This is a genomic window from Aeromonas media (genome assembly GCF_020423125.1).
In the GTDB taxonomy this organism is placed as follows: Bacteria; Pseudomonadota; Gammaproteobacteria; order Enterobacterales; family Aeromonadaceae; genus Aeromonas; species Aeromonas media.
The window spans coordinates 953,392-969,776 of sequence record NZ_CP075564.1; the positions used below are offsets into that span (position 1 = coordinate 953,392).

General features: G+C 61.3%; 12 protein-coding genes. 5 read left to right on the plus strand and 7 right to left on the minus strand.

Annotated features, from left to right (window positions below; all coding sequences use genetic code 11):
* The first annotated feature begins 94 nt into the window (after positions 1 to 94).
* Genes proV through proX form a run of 3 tightly spaced genes read left to right on the plus strand, consistent with a single transcriptional unit; the run spans position 95 to position 3,455 of the window.
* Positions 95 to 1,291, plus strand: a complete 1,197-nt coding sequence (proV, locus tag KI797_RS04560; protein ID WP_226171736.1) for a glycine betaine/L-proline ABC transporter ATP-binding protein ProV — start codon at positions 95 to 97, stop codon at positions 1,289 to 1,291.
* Positions 1,288 to 2,439 carry a glycine betaine/L-proline ABC transporter permease ProW gene (proW, locus tag KI797_RS04565; protein ID WP_226171737.1) on the plus strand — a complete coding sequence of 384 codons (1,152 nt, stop codon included), beginning with the start codon at positions 1,288 to 1,290 and terminating at the stop codon, positions 2,437 to 2,439. Before proV ends, proW begins: the two co-directional genes overlap by 4 nt.
* Positions 2,436 to 3,455 carry a glycine betaine/L-proline ABC transporter substrate-binding protein ProX gene (gene proX / locus KI797_RS04570; RefSeq protein WP_226171739.1) on the plus strand — a complete coding sequence of 340 codons (1,020 nt, stop codon included), beginning with the start codon at positions 2,436 to 2,438 and terminating at the stop codon, positions 3,453 to 3,455. The genes proW and proX overlap by 4 nt, the downstream gene beginning before the upstream one ends.
* A 90-nt stretch (positions 3,456 to 3,545) precedes the next feature.
* Here the strand turns inward: proX and KI797_RS04575 are convergent, their stop codons facing one another.
* From KI797_RS04575 to KI797_RS04585, 3 genes are read right to left on the minus strand one after another with little or no spacing between them, the layout of a single operon-like run.
* The gene (locus KI797_RS04575) at positions 3,546 to 4,352 is read right to left on the minus strand and encodes a phosphoadenylyl-sulfate reductase (RefSeq protein ID WP_226171740.1); all 807 of its coding nucleotides are present in this window, start codon (positions 4,350 to 4,352) and stop codon (positions 3,546 to 3,548) included.
* Positions 4,342 to 6,066: an assimilatory sulfite reductase (NADPH) hemoprotein subunit gene (gene cysI, locus KI797_RS04580; RefSeq protein ID WP_226171741.1), complete on the minus strand. Its 1,725-nt coding sequence runs from the start codon at positions 6,064 to 6,066 to the stop codon at positions 4,342 to 4,344. The genes KI797_RS04575 and cysI overlap by 11 nt, the downstream gene beginning before the upstream one ends.
* Positions 6,066 to 7,856, minus strand: coding sequence for an assimilatory sulfite reductase (NADPH) flavoprotein subunit (locus KI797_RS04585; RefSeq protein WP_226173004.1), 1,791 nt, complete (start codon positions 7,854 to 7,856; stop codon positions 6,066 to 6,068). The genes cysI and KI797_RS04585 overlap by 1 nt, the downstream gene beginning before the upstream one ends.
* 185 nt (positions 7,857 to 8,041) lie before the next feature.
* Here KI797_RS04585 and KI797_RS04590 point away from each other — a divergent pair, with 185 nt between their 5' ends.
* Positions 8,042 to 8,842 (plus strand): PhzF family phenazine biosynthesis protein, encoded by an 801-nt coding sequence (locus tag KI797_RS04590; protein WP_404801073.1) that lies wholly within the window; start codon positions 8,042 to 8,044, stop codon positions 8,840 to 8,842.
* A 93-nt stretch (positions 8,843 to 8,935) separates the two neighbouring features.
* On the opposite strand, the gene lysS is transcribed toward KI797_RS04590, so the two are convergent.
* Positions 8,936 to 10,474, minus strand: a complete 1,539-nt coding sequence (gene lysS, locus KI797_RS04595; protein WP_264160741.1) for a lysine--tRNA ligase — start codon at positions 10,472 to 10,474, stop codon at positions 8,936 to 8,938.
* A gap of 20 nt (positions 10,475 to 10,494) precedes the next feature.
* Positions 10,495 to 11,593, minus strand: a protein-coding gene (prfB, locus tag KI797_RS04600; protein WP_152565378.1) for a peptide chain release factor 2 whose coding sequence is annotated in 2 segments (ribosomal slippage) — positions 10,495 to 11,517 and positions 11,519 to 11,593 — 1,098 coding nt in all. Because the reading frame shifts where the segments join, the coding sequence is not laid out codon by codon here.
* Between the two features lie 254 nt (positions 11,594 to 11,847).
* Between prfB and KI797_RS04605 the strand changes: the two genes are divergently transcribed.
* Positions 11,848 to 13,719: a methyl-accepting chemotaxis protein gene (locus KI797_RS04605; protein ID WP_041206830.1), complete on the plus strand. Its 1,872-nt coding sequence runs from the start codon at positions 11,848 to 11,850 to the stop codon at positions 13,717 to 13,719.
* Between the two features lie 160 nt (positions 13,720 to 13,879).
* Here KI797_RS04605 and KI797_RS04610 read toward each other — a convergent pair whose 3' ends face one another.
* Both KI797_RS04610 and KI797_RS04615 read right to left on the minus strand, forming a co-directional pair.
* Positions 13,880 to 14,671: an EAL domain-containing protein gene (locus KI797_RS04610; protein WP_319003257.1), complete on the minus strand. Its 792-nt coding sequence runs from the start codon at positions 14,669 to 14,671 to the stop codon at positions 13,880 to 13,882.
* A gap of 3 nt (positions 14,672 to 14,674) precedes the next feature.
* Positions 14,675 to 16,213, minus strand: coding sequence for a sensor domain-containing diguanylate cyclase (locus KI797_RS04615; protein ID WP_226171743.1), 1,539 nt, complete (start codon positions 16,211 to 16,213; stop codon positions 14,675 to 14,677).
* Positions 16,214 to 16,385: the final 172 nt, after the last annotated feature.

The following is a 16,385-nucleotide window of genomic DNA, read 5'->3' on the forward strand; positions in this document are numbered from 1 at the left end:
TTTTATTAGGCCCCAAAATTACTTAGTGTTAAAAGTAGTTGGCTCGCGTTCGACGGTTTGCCTTGCAAGTCGTCGACCATGAAAAAAGGACAATATGACAGTCAAACTCGAGGTTAAATCACTCTACAAAATCTTCGGCGATCAGCCGGAAAAAGCGTTCAAGTTGCTGGCGAAAGGGCACGACCGCGCCAGCATCCTGCAAAAGACCGGGCAGACCCTGGGGGTCCAGGATGTCAATCTGGTCATCCACGAAGGGGAGATCTTCGTGGTGATGGGCCTCTCCGGCTCGGGCAAATCCACCCTGGTGCGCCTATTCAACCGGCTGATAGAGCCGACCCGTGGCCAGGTGCTGATCGACGGCGAGGACATAGCCGCCATCTCGGAGCGCGAGCTGCGCCAGGTGCGCCGCAAGAAGATCAGCATGGTGTTCCAGTCCTTCGCCCTGATGCCACACCTGAGCGTGCTGGAGAATACCGCCTTCGGTCTGGAGCTGGCTGGGGTGCCGCTGGCGGAGCGCCAGCAGAGTGCCCGTCAGGCGCTGAATCAGGTGGGATTGGGTCAGTGGATTGACGCCTTCCCCGATGCCCTCTCCGGCGGCATGAAGCAGCGGGTCGGTCTGGCCCGGGCGCTCGCCAATGACCCCGATATCTTGCTGATGGACGAGGCCTTTTCGGCGCTGGATCCGCTGATCCGCACCGAGATGCAGGACGAGCTGCTCAAGCTGCAGGCGAGCCAGCAGCGCACCATAGTCTTCATCTCCCACGATCTGGACGAGGCGATGCGTATCGGCGATCGCATCGCCATCATGCAGGATGGCCAGCTGGTGCAGGTGGGCACCCCGGACGAGATCCTGAACCAGCCCGCCAACGACTATGTGCGCGCCTTCTTTCGTGGGGTGGATCTCGCCAACGTCTTCAGTGCCCGAGATGTGGCCAGCCGCAAGCAGACGCCCCTCATCAAGAAGCACACCACGGACGGACCGGGCAACGCCCTGCGCCAGCTCAAGGAGCTGGAGCGGGAGTACGGCTATGTGGTGGATCGCAGCCGCCGCTTCCTCGGGGTCGTTTCGGTCGAGTCGCTCGGTCAGGCGGTGCGTGACAAGGGGAGCCTGGAGCAGGCGCTGCTGGCAGACATCAAGCCCATTCTGGCGGACACCTCCCTCAATGAACTCATCAGCCAGGTGGCCGCCGCGCCCTGTCAGGTGCCCGTGGTCGAGGAGGATGGCACCTATCTGGGACTCATCTCCAAGGCCAATCTGCTCAACACCCTGGACAGGAGTACACCGGCATGAATCTCAACCCCTTTAACCCTCTGCTGACCGGCTTGCTGGCGCTGTTGCTATTGACCAGCACTCCCACTGGGGCCGACGAGGCGCAGGCCGATCCCTGGGGAGCTGCGACCACCACCACAACAGCCGAGGATCCCTGGGGCAGTACGGCCACAGAGGCTGCAGACTGGCAGAGCCAGATTGCAGCTGTCGATGACAGTGTCGCCGTCGACTGGCTGGATCCCTTCCAGCAGGCCATGGTGCCGCTGGATACTTGGGTCGAAGGGGGCATAGGCTGGCTGGTGGAGAACCTGCGGCCTGTGTTCCAGCTGATCCGCGCCCCCGTGGAGCTGGCGCTGGGGGCCATGACCCAGCTGCTGCAGACAGTACCCTCCACCCTGATGATGGGGCTCCTGACCCTGATCGCCTGGCAGCTGGTGGGCGGCCGCATGGCGCTCGGCACGCTCGCATCTCTTGTTGGGATCGGCCTTATCGGGGCCTGGTCCGATGCCATGGTGACCCTGTCTCTGGTGCTGACCTCGCTGTTCTTCTGCGTGCTGATAGGCTTGCCGGTGGGCATATTGCTGGCCCGCAGCGAGCGGCTCTCCACCTGGACCCGGCCGCTGCTGGATGCCATGCAGACCACCCCGGCGTTTGTCTATCTCATCCCCATCGTCATGCTGTTTGGCATCGGTAACGTGCCCGGGGTGGTGGTGACCGTCATCTTCGCCCTGCCCCCCATGATCCGCCTCACCATGCTGGGTATTCGTCAGGTGCCCGCCGATCTGGTGGAGGCGGCCCACTCGTTCGGTGCCAGCCCCTCCCAGTTGTTGTTCAAGGTTCAACTGCCGCTCGCCATGCCCACCATCATGGCCGGGGTCAACCAGACCCTGATGCTGGCGCTCTCCATGGTGGTGATCGCCTCCATGATAGCGGTCGGGGGCCTTGGCCAGATGGTGCTGCGCGGCATAGGTCGGCTCGACATGGGGCTCGCCTCCATCGGCGGCCTCGGCATAGTGCTGCTGGCCATAGTACTGGATCGCCTCACCCAGGCGATGGGACAACCGGATCGCACCCGTACCGGCCGCTGGTATCAACGTGGTCCCGCCGCCCTGCTGCTGCGTCTGGCCGGTCGTAACAAGAAAATCGATTACAAAGGAGTAAACGCATGAGAGAGATCACCAAAGGATTGACCCTGGGCACATTGCTGCTGAGTACCCAACTGCTGAGTCCGCTCGCCATGGCCAGCGCCGAGTTGCCGGGGGAGGGGGTCAAGGTGCAGCCTCTGCAGAGCTCCTTGCCGGAGGAGGCCTTCCAGAGCCTGCTGGTCAGCAAGCTGATGGGGCGCCTCGGTTATGAGGTGCAGCCCGTCCAGGAGGTGGACTACAACGTGGCCTACGCCTCGGTGGCGCAGGGGGACGGCACCTTCCTCGCCTTCAACTGGATACCGCTGCAGGACAACAAGTACGAGCAGGCAGGGGGTGACAAGGTGTTCTTCCGTCAGGGCACTTATGTGGCCGGTGCCGCCCAGGGGTATCTGGTGGACAAGAAGACCGCAGCCCAATACGGCATCACCAACCTGGGCCAGCTCAAGGATCCCAAGCTGGCGGCGTTGTTTGACGGCGATGGCGACGGCAAGGCCGATCTGGTGGGCTGCAACCCGGGCTGGGGCTGCGAAGGGGCCATCAACCATCATCTGGACGAGTTCGGCCTGACCCCCACGGTGACCCACAAGCAGGGCAACTACGCGGCCCTGATCGCCGATACCCTGGCCCGTTATCAGGCCGGCAAGCCGGTGCTCTACTACACCTGGACCCCCTACTGGCTCAGCAGCGAGCTGGTGCCGGGCAAGGATGTGGTGTGGCTGGAGGTACCCACCGATGCCCCTGATGCGGACAAGACCCGGCTGCCGAACGGCAAGAACTACGGCTTTGCGGTGAACACCATGCACATAGTCGCCAACAAGCAGTTTGCCGAGGCCAACCCTGCAGCCGCCAAGCTCTTCTCCATCGTCAAGCTGCCCCTCAATGACATCAACATCCAGAACGGTCTGATGAACAAGGGGCAGAACAAGCCGGCGGATGTGGAGCGTCACGCCGATGCCTGGCTCAAGGGACACGAGGCCCTGGTCAATGACTGGCTGGCCCAGGCGCGCGCCGCCGCAGCGAAAGAGCAGTCTGCGGGCTAAACCCCGCCTCGGCCCAATCCACCGATGTCAGCAAGCAAAACGCCCGGCTATTGCCGGGCGTTTTTGATGGTCAGCCGCTTGCTCCCGGGATCAGATGCCGGAACCGTCGTGCTCGCCATTTTCCTCGTGCAGGCCGCACTCGCGCTTGAGGCCAAAGAAGCGGGTCTGCTCCTCGCTCATGCCCGGTTCCCACTTGGTGGTGGTGTGGACGTCGCCCACCGAGAGGTAGCCTTGCTCCCACAGGGGATGGTAGGGCAGGTCGTGCTCCTTGAAGTAGTAGAAGACGTCCTTGTTGCTCCAGTCGATCACCGGCAGAAACTTGAAGCGGCCGCGTTGTATGGCCAGCACCGGCAGCTTGCCGCGACTGCCGGCCTGCTCCCGGCGCAGGCCGGAGAACCAGGTGCGGGCGCCCAGCTCCCGCAGCGCCCTGTCCATCGGCTCCACCTTGTTGAGCTGGTTGTAGCGGGTGATCCCCTCCACCCCCTGCTCCCACAAGAGACCAAATCGGGCCTCCTGCCAGGCCGGCGTGAGCTCGGCCCGGTATATCTTGAGGTTGAGTGCGAGGCGCTTGGTCAGTTCATCGATAAAGCGGTAGGTCTCGGGGAAGAGATAACCGGTATCGGTCAGCACCACGGGCACGTCGGCCCGCTCGCGGCTCACCAGGTGCAGCATCAGCGCCGCCTGGATGCCGAAGCTCGACGACAGCACGTGTTCCCCCGGCAGGTTCGCCAGCGCCCAGCGCACCCGCTCGGGGGCGCTCATGGCGTCCAGCTCCCGGTTGAGAGGGGCCAGCGCCTCGGTCTGCTCCTCGCGGCCGAGGGCCAGCAGGGCATCGAGGTCGAGCCTGCCATCGGCGGTCAGTGTCAACCGCCCGCTTTCAGTCAGTTCAGGCTGCATAGAAGTCCCTCGCGGAGTCGATAACGGGCGCAACCACCCCAACCCGGATCACGAAGTCGCCGAAGCACTCGTTCCCGTCGCGCTCCTTGGCCCAGCGGCCGATCAGGGCATCCAGCTCGGCCAGGATCTGCGGCTCCGTGATGTTCTCCAGGTGTAAGCGAGGGATGCGGGTCCCCTCGAGGTTGCCCCCCAGGTGCAGGTTGTAGCGGCCCGGCGCCTTGCCCACCAGACCCACTTCCGCCAGCATGGCGCGGCCGCAGCCGTTGGGGCAGCCGGTGACCCGGAAGATGATGGCGTCATCCGCCAGACCGTGTTTGGCCAGCAAGGCTTCGATGTCGGTGACAAACGCTGGCAGCATGCGCTCGGCCTCGGCCATCGCCAGCGGGCAGGTGGGCAGGGCCACGCAGGCCATGGACTGCTTGCGCTGCTCGCTCACGCCGTCGTCCAGCAGGCCGTACTGGCGCGCCAGGGCTTCGATGCGGGCCTTTTCACCGGCGGGGACGCCCGCGATGATGAGGTTCTGGTTGGCGGTGAGACGGAAATCCCCCTGGTGCACCTTGGCGATTTCCAACATGCCGGTCTTGAGGGGCTTGCCCGGGAAGTCCAGCAGGCGGCCGTTCTCGATAAACAGGGTGAGGTGGTGCTTGCCGTCTATCCCCTCCACCCAGCCGAAACGATCGCCACGGCTGGTGAACTCATAGGGGCGCACCTCACCAAACTGGATGCCGGCGCGGCTCTCCACCTCGGCCTTGAAGGCCTCAACGCCGACGCGCTCAAGGGTGTACTTGGTCTTGGCGTTCTTGCGGTTGACCCTGTTGCCCCAGTCGCGCTGGGTGCTGACCACGGCGGCCGCCACCTCCAGCACGTGGGAGAGCGGGATGAAGCCGAAATCGCTCGCCTTGCGCGGGTAGGTGCTGGTGTCGCCGTGGGTCATGGCCAGACCACCGCCCACCAGCACGTTGAAGCCTACCAGCTTGCCGTGATCACTAATGGCCACGAAGTTGAGATCGTTGGCGTGGATGTCCACATCGTTGTGGGGCGGGATCACCACGGTCGTCTTGAATTTGCGCGGCAGGTAGTTGGAGCCCAGGATCGGCTCCTCGTCGTCCCCCAGCTTCTCGCCGTCCAGCCAGATCTCCACGTAGGCGCGGGTCTTGGGCAGCAGGTGCTCGGAGATCTTCTTGGCCCACTCGTAGGCCTCCTGATGCAGCTCGGATTCCACCGGGTTGCTGGTGCAGAGCACGTTGCGGTTCACGTCCCCCGCAGTGGCTATGCTGTCGATGCCGGTGCTGTTAAGGGTCTGGTGCATCAGCTTGATGTCGCGCTTCAATACCCCGTGGAACTGGAAGGTCTGGCGGGTGGTCAGGCGGATGCTGCCGTACATGCTGTGCTCTTCGGCGAACTTGTCGATCACCTGCCACTGGGCCGGGGTGATGATGCCGCCTGGCAGACGGGCACGCAGCATGACGTTGTGCAGGGGCTCCAGCTTCTGGGCGGTGCGCTCGGGGCGGATGTCTCTGTCATCCTGCTGATACATGCCGTGGAAGCGGATCAGCTGGAAATTGTCGCCATTGAAGCCACCGGTGAGGGGATCTTGCAGATCCTCGGCTATGGTGCCGCGCAGGAAGTTGCTTTCGCGCTTGAGGCGTTCGTTGTCGGACAGTGGCCCTTCAACCGGTCCTGCTGCTTGCTTCGAGATTGGTTGCTTGCTCATCAGTAGACATCCCTTTGATAACGTTTGGCACGACGCAATTCGCTCAAATACTCTTCTGCTTCTTCACGGCTCTTGTGGCCATGATCGCTAATCACATCCAGCAGGGCTTCCTGCACATCCTTCGCCATGTGGTTGGCGTCGCCACACACATAGAAGTGAGCGCCTGCTTCCAGCCACTGGTAGAGCTCAAGCCCGGCTTCGCGCAGGCGGTCCTGCACATAGATCTTGTTGGCCTGATCCCGGCTGAAGGCCAGGGAGATCTTCGACAGCAGGCCGGATTTCACATAACGCTGCCACTCCACCTGATAGAGGAAGTCCTGGGTGAAGTGGGGGTTACCGAAGAAGAGCCAGTTCTTGCCCTCGGCACCCTGAGCTTCCCGCTCCTGCATAAAGGCGCGGAACGGCGCAATGCCGGTGCCCGGACCCACCATGATGACGGGGGTGTCGGGGTTGGCGGGCAGGCGGAAGTTGTCGTTGTGCTCCACGAACACCCTGACCTCTGCGTCCTCGGCCAGGCGGTCTGCCAGATAGGAGGAGGCGCCGCCGCTGCGGACAGTGCCATCTTCCTGCGGGTAGCGCACCACGCCCACGGTCAGGTGCACCTCTTCCTCTACCTCGCTTTGGGCGGAGGCAATGGAGTAGAGGCGAGGGGTCAGCGGGCGCAGCAGTTTGACAAGCTGCTCTGCAGTGAGTGTGGCGGGGAAGCGTTTCAGCACATCCACCACCTGGGCGCTGGCCACCAGGGCGTTGACCTGAGCCTTGTCGCCGGCCAGGTCTTTCAGTGCCGCGTTGCCAGAGATCTCGGCCAACCCGGTGATGAAACCGCCGTGCAAGCGGGTCAGCTCGAAGTGGCGGGTCAGGGCCGCGCGCAGCGGGCCCTGGGCGGTGGCTTCATCGCCGGAGAGGCCGGTCAGGGCCAGCACTTCGCCCACCAGATCGGCGTCGTTGTCGAACCAGATGCCCAGCGCATCCCCTGGCTGATAAGTGATGCCGGACTCTTCCAGGTTGATCTCGATATGGCGGATATCCTTGGTGGAGTCACGGCCGGTGATCTTCTGATTGACCGAGAGTCGTGCCGGGAAGGGGTTCTCCTTGTGATACTGGCTATGGCCGACGGCTTGCTGCACCGAGCCCGCCACGCTGGCAGTCGCGGCGCCAGCAGACAGGGTGGCGGCGACGGCATTGACTGCCTGTTCGCCCCAGGCACTGGCCGCTTCCTGATAATCCACGTCCAGGCTCGCGAGTTCATGAATGCGCTCGGCCCCGGCTTTTGACAGGAAGTCGTCGAAGTCCTTGCCGGTCTGGCAGAAGAATTCATAGGAGCTGTCACCCAGCCCCAGCACGGCGAACTTGAGGCCGTCCAGCTTGCCAATCTTGCCCTTCTTGAGCTGCTCGAACAGATCGACCGCGCTCTCCGGCGGCTCGCCCTCCCCGTAAGTGCTCACTACCACCAGCAGATGGCTCTCTTTCTTGAGCTGCTTGGGTTTGTAGTCCACCATCGAGGTCAGGGTCACCGGCAGGCCGTGGGCCTTCGCCTGCGCCTGGATGGCGCTGGCGACACCTTTGGCGTTGCCGGTCTGGGAGCCGTAGAGAATGGTCAGGCTGCCACTGGGGGCGGCCACGGCGGCGCTGGTGGCGACGCTCTGGACGCCAGACTGGGAGAGGCCGTAGAGATAACCGCTCACCCAGGCGAGTTGCTGGGTGTTGAGGGTCGACAAGACCTGATTCAGCTGGCGCTGCTGTTCGTCAGAGAGCGGGCTTATGTTGGGTATTGGGGCTGTCAATTGCATCACACACGTCTTCCATGGTCTGATTTTTGGTCAGGTTAAGGGGTGCAATGAATAACAACAAAGAATAAAAATATCTTCTTTATGCGATTTATGAATTTATAAAGCCGAAATCCGCCTCGGCGACTCCCCGGCTGTGGTATAAAAATCGCAATATTGAGTCCCTTTCTGCCTCTCAGGATCTGCCGATGTCCAGACTGTTCCATGTCAATGCCTTCAGCCAGCACCCCTTCGGGGGCAATCCCGCCATCGTCGTATTGGGGCCGGAGCGCAGCGATGCCGAGCTGCAGGCCATGGCGGCGGAGTTCAACCTGTCGGAGACCGCCTTCCTCAGCCCCCTGGGGGAGGCGCGCTATCGGCTACGCTGGTTTACCCCGACGGTCGAGGTGGATCTCTGCGGTCACGGTACCCTGGCGGCGGCCCATGTGCTGTGGCAAACCGGGGAGGTGGCCCGCTCCCAGACGCTGCGCTTCGAGACCCGCAGCGGCCTGCTGGAGGCCCGCGCCGAGGGGGAGTGGATCCGGCTCGACTTTCCGCGTATCCCCCTTGCTCCGCTGACACTGGATCCCGCTTATGCCGAAGCCCTTGGCTGCACGTCGTTGCAAACCCTGGCCGCCGGCGCCAAGTTCCTGCTGGAGTTGGCAAGTGAGGAGGAAGTGAGGGCACTCAAGCCGGACTTCCACGCCCTGCGGGCCTTGCCCGGTCGTGGCCTGATGGTGACGGCGCCGTCGAGGGATCCGGACCATGACTTTGTCTCCCGCTATTTTGCCCCCTGGGTCGGGGTGGAGGAGGATCCGGTGACCGGCTCCAACCACTGCGCCCTGGTGCCTTTCTGGGCCGAGCGCCTCGGCAGGACGCAACTGAGGGCGCGCCAGATCTCCGCGCGCGGCGGGGAGCTTGTGCTCGAGTTGCAGGGAGACAGGGTGTGGATGTCGGGTCAGGCGCTGACCCTGTGGCAGGGGGAGTGGCTGCTGCCGCCCTGCCCATGAGCCGCAAGCTGGTTGTTGTCTTCGCCATAAAAAACGCCCCGCAGTTGCGGGGCATTTTATTGCTAGCGCGCTCGGGCTGGCCGAGCGGCAGGCTTATTTCTGTTGCGGACGCAGAGCCGGGAACAGGATGACGTCGCGGATGGTGTGGCTGTTGGTGAACAGCATCACCAGACGGTCGATACCAATACCCTGACCGGCAGTCGGCGGCAGGCCGTGTTCCAGCGCGGTGACGAAGTCGGCGTCGTAGAACATGGCTTCGTCGTCGCCCGCTTCTTTCTGGTTCACCTGATCCTGGAAGCGCTTGGCCTGATCTTCTGCATCGTTCAGCTCGGAGAAGCCGTTGGCCAGCTCGCGGCCACCGATGAAGAATTCGAAGCGATCGGTCACGTCCGGGTTCACGTCGTTGCGGCGGGCCAGCGGAGAGACGGCAGCCGGGTACTCGGTGATGAAGGTCGGTTGCAGCAGCATGTGCTCAACGGTCTCTTCGAAGATGGCGGTGATCACGTGGCCCAGCTCCCAGCCCTTCATCAGCTCGATGTGCAGACGCTTGGCGACGGCGGTGGCGCTCTCCAGGGTGGCCAGATCGTCCTTGGTCACATCCGGGTTGAACTTCAGGATGGACTCGACCATGGTGAGGCGCTGGAACGGCTGACCGAAGTCGATGGTCAGACCATCTTCGCCCTCTTTGGCGTAACGGATCTTGGTGTCACCCAGGATGTCCTGGGCCAGGGTGCGCAGCAGCTCCTCGGTGAGATCCATCAGATCGATGTAATCGGCATAGGCCATGTAGAACTCGATCATGGTGAACTCGGGGTTGTGACGCACCGAGATCCCTTCGTTACGGAAGTTACGGTTGATCTCGTAGACACGCTCGAAGCCACCGACCACCAGACGCTTCAGATAGAGCTCGGGGGCGATACGCAGGTACATGTCGATGTCCAGCGCATTGTGGTGGGTAACGAACGGACGCGCGGAGGCACCACCCGGGATGACCTGCATCATGGGGGTTTCCACTTCCATGAAGCGCTTCTCGTTGAAGAACTTGCGGATGCCGGCCACCACCTGGGTGCGGATCATGAAGGTCTTGCGGGACTCTTCGTTGGCGATCAGATCCAGGTAGCGCTGGCGGCAGCGAGCTTCCTGATCGGTCAGGCCCTTGTGCTTCTCTGGCAGCGGACGCAGTGCCTTGGTCAGCAGGCGGATTTCGCCCACATGGACGGAGAGCTCGCCGGTGTTGGTGCGGAACAGCGTCCCTTCGACACCGACGATGTCCCCCAGATCCCACTTCTTGAACTGCTCGTTGTAGAAGCCTTCCGGCAGGTCGTCACGGGTCACGTAGATCTGGATCTTGCCAGCCATGTCCTGCAGGGTCGCGAAGGAAGCCTTGCCCATGATCCGGCGGGTCATGATACGACCGGCAATCTTCACCCGTTTATTCAAGGCCACCAGCTCGTCGGCGCTCTTGTCGCCAAACTCGGCGTGCAGATCGCCGGACAGGCTGTCACGACGGAAGTCGTTGGGGAAAGGGTTGCCCTGGGCGCGCAAGGCGGCCAGCTTGGAGCGACGCTCAGTCATCTCGTTGTTCAGTTCGAGAGTCTGGTCGACTTCCGGAGTAGTGGTTTGTTCAGACATGGTGATTCCTGCTGCTCTGTTTACAGGCCTGATTTCAGGCTGGCTTCGATAAACTTGTCCAAGTCGCCGTCGAGTACCGATTGGGTATTGCGGGTCTCGACGCCGGTACGCAGATCCTTGATACGGGAGTCATCCAGTACGTAGGAGCGGATCTGGCTGCCCCAGCCGATGTCGGACTTGGTCTCTTCGAGGGCTTGCTTCTCGGCGTTCTGCTTCTGAATTTCCAGCTCGTAGAGCTTGGCCTTCAGCTGCTTCATACACTGATCTTTGTTCTTGTGCTGGGAACGGTCGTTCTGGCACTGCACCACGACGCCGGTCGGGACGTGGGTGATACGCACCGCGGACTCGGTCCGGTTGACGTGCTGACCACCCGCACCGGAGGCGCGGTAGACGTCGATGCGCAGATCCGCCGGGTTGATCTCGATCTCGATGTCGTCATCGATCTCGGGATAGACGAAGACGGAGCAGAACGAGGTGTGGCGACGGCCACCGGAGTCGAACGGCGATTTACGAACCAGACGATGCACGCCGGTTTCGGTGCGCAGCCAGCCGAAGGCATACTCGCCGGTGAACTTGACGGTGGCGGACTTGATGCCGGCCACGTCGCCCTCGGAGCATTCGATGAGCTCGGGCTTGTAGCCGTGAGCATCACCCCAGCGCAGGTACATGCGCAGCACCATGTTGGCCCAGTCCTGGGCCTCGGTGCCGCCGGAGCCGGACTGGATGTCGATGTAGCAGTCGGAGCCGTCGTGCTGACCGGAGAACATGCGACGGAACTCGAGATCCACCAGCTTGGCTTCCAGCTGATCGGCTTCGGCGACGGCCTCGTTGAAGGTCTCCTCGTCTTCACCCTCGACCGCCAGGCTGACCAGCATCTCGACGTCCTCAGCACCTTGCGTCAAGACGTCTATGGTGCTGACCACGTTGTCCAGCGACACGCGTTCCTTGCCCAGCGCCTGTGCGCGTTCCGGCTCATTCCAGACATCCGGCTGTTCCAGCTCGGCATTGACCTCTTCTAGACGCTCTTTCTTGGCGTCATAGTCAAAGGTACCCCCTAAGCAGCTCGGTCCTCTCAGACAGCTCCTTAAGCTTGTTTAATACAGGATTGACTTCAAACATCGTGAAAACTCTCGGGGTCGATGTGATTTAAAAACGGGATATTCTAGCCAATTGCGGAAGGAATAAACAGGGTTGGCTGGCCCTGGCCGCCTTCTGTCACCGATTTCGGATGTCGTTTTGTGCATTCTTGCGGAAAATATCGTCAGCCACCCCATTTTCAGCTTCAGTTTCGTGCGCCTTGGCCGCTAACAACTACATGGAGTGCCGCGCACTTTCGAGTAATCCTGTTCCTGACCCCACAAGAAGAAAGCATGATGAAAAACCTATCACTCAAGCAGAAGATACTGTTGTCTGTGGTGATCGCCCTCTCCCTGGTGATCCTGCTGCTCTCCTGGCAGAGCTACAGCAGCCAGAAGTCCCTGTTGCTGCAAGGCAGTCAGGAACAGGTGCAGCGCCTCGGCAGCCAGCAGGCCGCCAGTGTCAGTGACTGGCTCGCCGCCCGTCGCGACGTGATCCAGGCCCTTGGCAACAAGGCCGGCCCCGAGCCCCTCAACGCCCTGCAACAGGCCCAGGTGTCCGGCCGCTTCCAGCTCACCTACTTCGGTGAGGGCGGCGGCAAGATGAATGACTCGGATCCCTCCATCAATCGTGACGGCTATGATCCCCGCTCTCGTGGCTGGTATCAGGAAGCCATGGCCAAGGGCGGCATGATCGTCACCAAACCCTATCTGGACGTGGCCTACAACGTCATGGTGGTGACCCTGGCTCAACCGGCCCAGGGCGGCGTGGTCGGCGGCGACCTCTCCATCGCCTCCCTGGTGGAGGATGTCACCAAGATGGCCCTGCCGGCGGACGGTGTCGCCATCCTGATGCACAAGGATGGCACCGTCATCGCCTACAAAGATGCGGCCAAGGCGATGAAGCCTGCCAGCGAGATCGACAACGATCTCTCCAATGCCCTGATCGAACAGAGCAAGAGCAGCAACAGCCTGCTCCCCGTCTATTTTGACAACGAAGGTCGCGACAAGCTGCTGTGGGCGACGGACATCCCGAACACCGACTGGGAGCTGGTGCTGGTGCTGGACAAGGCCACCCTGGAGGCGCCGCTCTCCTCCCTGCTGATGACCCAGCTCGGTCTGGCCTTGCTGGTACTGGTGGGCAGCATCCTCGCCATCTCCTGGCTGGTGAGCCTGCTGCTGGGCCCGCTCGGCAAGGTTTCCCAGGCTCTGGCCCGCATCGCCGACGGTAACGGCGATCTGACCCAGCGCATCAAGATCGACGCCAACGACGAGGTGGGTCAGCTGGCCAACAGCTTCAACCGCTTCGTCGGCAGCCAGCACCAGCTGATCGGCAACATCCGCCAGCTTGCCAACGAGCTGAACGCCGATGCGGAGCGCAGTCTGGTAACCAACCAGGCCGCGGTGGAAGAGCTGCAGCGCCAGCAGCAGGAGGTGACCATGGTCGCCACTGCGGTCACCGAGATGGCGAGCGCCACCATGGAGATCGCCGGCAACGCCGAGAACACCGCCGCCGCCGCCCAGCAATCCGCCCAGAGCAGCGAGCAGGGCAAGATGCTGGTGAACCAGACTCGCCAGTCCATCAACAACCTGGCCGAGGAGGTGGGTCAGGCCACCGGCGTCATCGGCGAGTTGAGCCGTCACGCCCAGGCCATCTCCGGCATCCTCTCCACCATCCAGGGCATTGCCGAGCAGACCAACCTGCTGGCGCTGAACGCGGCCATCGAAGCGGCCCGCGCGGGTGAGCAAGGCCGTGGTTTCGCGGTGGTGGCGGACGAGGTGCGGGTGCTGTCGCGCCGTACCCAGGACTCCACCCAGGAGATCCAGTCCACCATAGAGACCCTGCAGCAGACCACGGCCCGTGCGGTCAGCCTGATGCAGACCAGCCAGGGCTTGGCCGACAACAGCGTGAAGGACGCCGATGCCGCCGCCGCCGCGCTCGAAGAGATCACCCAGGCGGTCTCGCTTATCTCCGACATGGCGGGTCAGATCGCCACCGCCGCCGAGGAGCAGACCCAGGTGACCGGTGAGATCACCCAGAACACCACCGCCATCAAGGATGTGAGCGACGAGATCACCGCCTCCGCCATGCGCGACCTCGATCAGGCGCACAACCTCAAGGGACGCGCCACCAATCTGAACCAGCAGGTGTCGACCTTTATCCTCTAAGGCGCCAGTCGCAGCCTGTTCGAGCTGACATAAACAAGCCCCACACTCGAGAGAGCGCGAGGCTTGTTCGTCAGGGGCTGTTGGTATGTCGTCAACGCTGCTTGCGCCGAAACGTCAAATGCGCCAGGCGATCTCCCTCTGGCATGTTCGTCTGGGAACGTCAGCGAGTGAATGAATTCACTTGGCTACAGGTCTCTGCCAATCCGGTGGGAGCCGTGCCAGTTTTGAGTTCAAGCCATTGAGTCAGATCGGTTTTGTTCATGGGATGCGCAAACAGATAGCCTTGCATCAAATGGCACCCCAATTGGTAGAGTTGTATACGCATCTCCTCGGTCTCGACGCCTTCTGCAATGACTGGCATATCAAGTTCACGTCCCAGTAAAAGCACCGCTTTGACGAGTCTTTCATCCCCTTTCAGCAGTGTCTGGGTGAAGCTGTAGTCCAGTTTGATCGCATCGATAGGCAGAGATAGCAATCGCTCCAGGGAGGAGTAACCGGTGCCAAAGTCATCAAGATGGATTTTGAATCCCGCTTGAGTCAGTGCCAGCAGTTGCTCTTCCAAGCGACCGTGATTCTCGGCAAACAGACTCTCCGTTAGTTCAAAATGGATCGCGCTTCTTGGCAACTGATGACGATCGGCCAGCTCGGCGAGTTGTGTCACCAGATCTGGCTCCATCAATTGTAGTACCGACAGATTGATATTGATGTTCAGGTCGGGGTAGGCGTATCTCAGTTCATGCAGCGTTCCCATCGCCTGGTCGGCAATCCACTTGCCCAGGGGGATAATCAGCCCGGCCTGTTCTGCCAGAGGGATAAATACACTGGGGGGGCAGAACCCCGTTGGGGTGGGCCAGCGGCACAGGGTTTCCACCATGGCGACGCGGTCACTTTCCACATCCATGATGGGTTGATACCAGACCTCAAATTGTCGCAGTTGCAACGCTTCCCGCAGCGCTTATTCCAGCTGCATGCGCTGTGAAAGCTGATGATGCAAGATCTCTCGATAACAACGGTAGCAATGTTTGCCCGCCTGCTTGGCATCATACATGGCCAAGTCGGCGTTTCGGATGAGCTCATCTGCGGCCATGGCGCCATCATCGTAAGCGATTCCGATAGAGGCACCGACCTGGATTTTTCGTCCCCCCTGCTCGATTTGCTGGCCGGATATAGTCAGCATCAGCCGTTCGGCGAGCGAAATGGCCCCCTCTTCCTCTCTGACCATCTTGGTGATGATGGTAAATTCGTCACCACCTATGCGAAACAGCATGTCTTCACCACGAATAGCCTGCTTGAGACGCCCTGCGATGGTTAGCAAGACCTGATCCCCTGTCTCGTGCCCCAGACTGTCATTGAGGGTCTTGAAATCGTCCAGATCGATCATCAGCAAGGCAATGCGGCCACGGTCATGTTTGGCGCGCAGGCAGGGATGCTGATTGAGCTGCTCGCTCAACAATTTCCGGTTGCCCAATTGGGTCAGTCCATCGCGTCTGGCCTCGTTGTAGAGGGCCTGCTCCGAGAGTCGGAGCTGTTCCACCATGCTATTGAGCGCCCTGGCCAGGGTATCGAACTCGGGACTACCCGATAAAGGCCAATGTTTGCTTGTGGGCTGCAAGCTGCTGTATTGCTCGGCCAGGCGGGTAAAAGTGGTGAGCCGACGCATCATCATGCGTTCATAAATGGTAATAGTGCCCAGGCCGGCGGCGATCAGGAGCAGGGTTGAGTTGATGAGTAGCATGCGATTGCTGAGCCGCTGTTGCGTCAGCAATTGGTGATCCGGGGGGACGTGCAGTATGAGGCGATGGGCATTTTCACTGTCTGGCAGAGCGCGCTGCTCGGCAAGAGAGGCCTCCCCTGTATCTCGGAGAAACTCGATGTCCAGCTTGGTCATGTCCCGGATCTGTTGCACGTCTGTCCCATCAAGTTGGCGGATCATGGCTATCCAGCCCTCCACGTGCGGGTTGGTGGCATCAGGGTCTTGAACAGGATGAACCGCTAGCAGGATGGGGTGCTCTTGATACCAGCCGTTCAGTGTGTATCCCCGTGTGTGTTGTGATGACCAGTAGTGAGAGAGATAGTCCTGCGCTTTGGACCAGATGGGGTGGGAGTCGCCCAAGGTTACGTAGGTTGCCCCCCCTCTACCGATGACACGATAGAGCGAGTGATCCGGTCTGATGAACAGTACAAAGTGGGCATTGAGGTTATCCAGTGTTCCCGCGTTGAAGTTCTCGTCGAGATAAGTGGGCAAGCTGCCATTGATGAAGCGAATGGAGTCTCGCCATTCGGCATAGTCCCGTGTGCTGACCATGAGGCTTTTCTGCATGGATTCAATGTATTGCTCTGCACGATCCAGGGCTGCTTGCTGATTATGCTCGTTCAAAATCCGGGTATTGGCAGAGAGTACAGCCGTGCTGACGCCATAGCTGATGGCTGCTGCGCATGAGATCAGCAGCAGAAGATAGAGAGACACTTTATTGCGCAGACTATTGAGTCTCACCGCACCACCTCGCATTGACTACGTCGTATGCCAATAGTAGTGGAAGGTGATCAATGCGGTCGCTGTCTGACTCCTATTGAGCAAAAAGCCCCCTCTTTGCAATAAAGAGGGGGCTTTGGTCACCAGAATCCTCCGGGCTGAGGGTTCTTGCGCATATTGCGTCTGAGAGGAC